Here is a 3,136-nt window from a genome sequence, read left to right on the forward strand (position 1 = left end):
TTATCCGCACCAAACCATGAAAATCCGAACCTTTTCTCGATAGGAGAAGGGTTCGGATTTTTTGTTTTCTTCGGAAATGAAAATTCAGGCTCTTCCCTGACGGCCGTGTGTCCGAAACCTTATCAAAAGAAAGACCGTATCACGAAGGTCACAACTGTAAAGGTGCCGTAAGGTAGAAAGGACACGAGTATGAAGTACGATGAAAGAACCTGCAAATTCAACATGGACACCGGCTGCGTGGAGCTGCTGCTCCGGGATGGAAGAAAAATTTCCATCGACTGCACCGGGGTCGAGGATGCGTTGGATGTGACCATGGCGCAGAGGTCGGAGTTGGATTACCTCATCTACAATGATCCGCTGAGCTACGCGGATTTGATTCTGAATGGTAACCCGGAGGAATATTTGAAGAATGTGGTCGGAGGTCATGGATCAGAGGATTTATCGTTTAGAGATTAACTCGATATAAGGAACAAGCCCACAGGTCTGCCGTATTTTTATGCGGTCTATCCTGTGGGCTTGTTTGCTATTATCGACTCATGATTGAATTTGAAATTTCAAGCACGACCGTATCATGTTTATAGGTGGTAACAACCATCGGCAGGCCTCCAGCCTTCAAAACTTATGCAGACGTTTGATTTTCGTATCGTTTAAGCCAGAGGAAAAAGCAGATGTTTAATAAGATGCCCACTGCGGTGGAGGTGGGTGCGGACAGACCGATCATCGTCAGGCTGGCGTTGGGCTGGATACTCATAATATACGCCATGGGGAGACGCACCAGCAGAGTCTGCACCAGCCCCTGTACCATGACCCAGAGGGTTTTGTCGTTGCCATTGAAGTAACCTACCATGCTGAACAGGATGGCAGTGGCGATGGTCTCGGGCGCAAAGCCCTTGAGGTAGGCGTAGCCGTTGGCAATAACCGCGGCATCTGCCGTAAACAGACCGGAGAGAACGTCACCCTTGCACCACACCAGTGCAAATACGACGCAGCCGAACACCAGACCGATGCCAATGCCGGTGAGCATGGACTGCTCGGCGCGTTTTTTATTGCCAGCACCCACGTTCTGGGACACAAAGGATGCCATGGACTGCATCAGAGAACTGGGGATCAGCATGGCAAAATTAACGATCTTGCACGCCACACCGTAGCCGGAAGATGCCTCCAGCCCCAACCGGTTGACGAAGGCGCAGAGCGCCAGAAAGGAAAGCTGGGTCAAAAACTCCTGCAAAGCCAGCGGCAGACCGATGCCCAGAAATTTTTTGCACTGGGGGTTCGGCTTGAAATCAGAGCGATGGATTTTGAAGGGCAGCTCCTTCTTCAGCAGCATTGCGATTGCACAGATTACGCTGACGGCTTGTGCTGCTACCGTAGCAATGGCGGCACCGGCAGCATCCAGATGAAAACCAGCCACCAGCACCAGATCGCCAATAACATTCACAATGCACGCCACCAGCACAAAGATCAGCGGAGAGCGGCTGTCGCCCAGACCGCGGAAAAGAGCCGAGAGCATATTATAGGCTACAATAAAGAAGATGCCGCTGCCGCAAATGCGCACATAGCTGGCGGTCAGGTCCAGGGCTTCGGCAGGAGCCTGCATCAGACTGGAAATAAGCCGTGCAAAAAACACCAGCACCACGAACAGTGCAGCTGCCAGAAGGGTGAACACAACAGCTGCCCCGCCAATGACTTGCCCGATGTACTGCGGTCGTTTTTCGCCCAGATAGCGGGCAATGAGCACTGTGACACCCATGGCAAGCTGGGTGACAACAAAGGTGACGAGGTTGAGTACCTGACTACCGGTGGAAACCGCAGACAAGCCTGAAGTGGAGCCAAAGCGCCCCACTACCAGAAGATCTACTGCGCCGTAAGCGGCCTGCAGCACCAGCGCACCCAGAATGGGCAGCATGAAAAAGGCGAGCTTTGGCAAAATGCGGCCTTGGGTAAAATCGGTCTTATCGTTTTTCAAGAGAATCTTTCCTTTCGCACATAATAGCATAGAATTTTTCCAGCGTTTGGATGGTGCACGCTGCATCCTCCTCGGAAATGCCGTCCAGATACGGGAGCAGTTGCGAGAAGTAGTCCGTATTGTACTTCTGGGAAAGCGCTTGCCCGCTCTCGGTGAGGAACAGATAGGTCACGCGGCCATCTTCAGCGGACACCTGTTTTCTCAGATACCCTTTGTGCTCCATCTCTTTTACGGTACGGGTCACACCGGGGCGGGGCAGATTCAGCGCATCGCTGAGATCAGAGATCTTCGGCCAGATGCCACGGGTCTGCAATTTCTGAATAACATCCAGACACTGGATATAGGAGGATGTCACACCCTCCGGCAGGGCAGGCAGCATCTCCCGTGCCCGCTTTGCCAGATAGCAGGCATCCAGCAGCTGCTTGATCAGTTCGATGGTCATAATGAAATTCCTCTCCAAACGATTATCGAAGGTAATTAACATTGATAATTATATAGAACTACCCGGGAATGTCAAGTCTTTTTGAAAAATCGGAGATGTCGGCAGCTTTGAGGCATCTGCTTCCGGCATACCATTCTAGAGGGTGTTTGAGCGAATACAGTCTGAACCATGGATTAGAAGATCAAATACAAAACAAAAACAGGGTGCGTCCCTGAATAGGACGCACCCTGCCAGCGTAATTCACGATTTGATTCGTTGGCAACAACCGTGAATTGCATATCGCAAACAGGTCGTTGAGAATTGCTCTGCTTGTAAAACTTGCGATTAAAGCCACAGATAACAGCGATATGTACAACAGGGCGTTCCCCGTCGGGAACGCTCTGCTTTTCTTTGCTGGGGGCATGATGAGCCTGTTCCGCCTGCCATGCAGCAAATTCTCTTTGCCCTTCCTCGCTGTTCCAGCAGGCAAGAATGGCCGGATAGAATGCCCGTGCCAGACGGTCAATGACTTCATCGGGGTAAGGGGAAGTATTTGTGGACTTTTTCTTTTTGTTCAAACGCACGCTCCTTTGATCGTCCCACCGTGGCAAAGTCGGGCGAGAAAATCAAAGTTCCAATTTTTATCAGGCGCAAGGGCGCGGAAGTTTTCCACCCTGCACTTGCGGCTGGGGGCTCGTTGATGGCTTACAGGTGTCTGTTGTTATGCGGTCTTTTCTTCTTCAAGGGCT

4 protein-coding genes are annotated in these 3,136 nt (G+C 51.4%); 1 reads left to right on the forward strand and 3 read right to left on the reverse strand.

Features of this window, described 5'->3' with window-relative positions; all coding sequences use genetic code 11:
- Positions 1 to 189 precede the first annotated feature (189 nt).
- Positions 190 to 456: a DUF6061 family protein gene (locus tag WMO20_RS14240; RefSeq protein WP_097778407.1), complete on the forward strand. Its 267-nt coding sequence runs from the start codon at positions 190 to 192 to the stop codon at positions 454 to 456.
- 163 nt (positions 457 to 619) lie between these two features.
- Here the strand turns inward: WMO20_RS14240 and WMO20_RS14245 are convergent, their stop codons facing one another.
- The 3 genes from WMO20_RS14245 to WMO20_RS14255 form a co-directional block, all read right to left on the reverse strand.
- Entirely contained in the window at positions 620 to 1,966 is a 1,347-nt protein-coding gene (locus WMO20_RS14245; RefSeq protein WP_055190629.1) for an MATE family efflux transporter, read from the reverse strand.
- The gene (locus tag WMO20_RS14250; RefSeq protein ID WP_055190626.1) at positions 1,953 to 2,408 is read right to left on the reverse strand and encodes a MarR family winged helix-turn-helix transcriptional regulator; all 456 of its coding nucleotides are present in this window, start codon (positions 2,406 to 2,408) and stop codon (positions 1,953 to 1,955) included. The genes WMO20_RS14245 and WMO20_RS14250 overlap by 14 nt, the downstream gene beginning before the upstream one ends.
- Before the next feature lie 173 nt (positions 2,409 to 2,581).
- The gene (locus WMO20_RS14255) at positions 2,582 to 2,971 is read right to left on the reverse strand and encodes a transposase (RefSeq protein ID WP_349187290.1); all 390 of its coding nucleotides are present in this window, start codon (positions 2,969 to 2,971) and stop codon (positions 2,582 to 2,584) included.
- Between the last annotated feature and the right edge of the window lie 165 nt (positions 2,972 to 3,136).

It is taken from the genome of Faecalibacterium intestinale (genome assembly GCF_040096575.1).
GTDB lineage: Bacteria > Bacillota > Clostridia > Oscillospirales > Ruminococcaceae > Faecalibacterium > Faecalibacterium intestinale.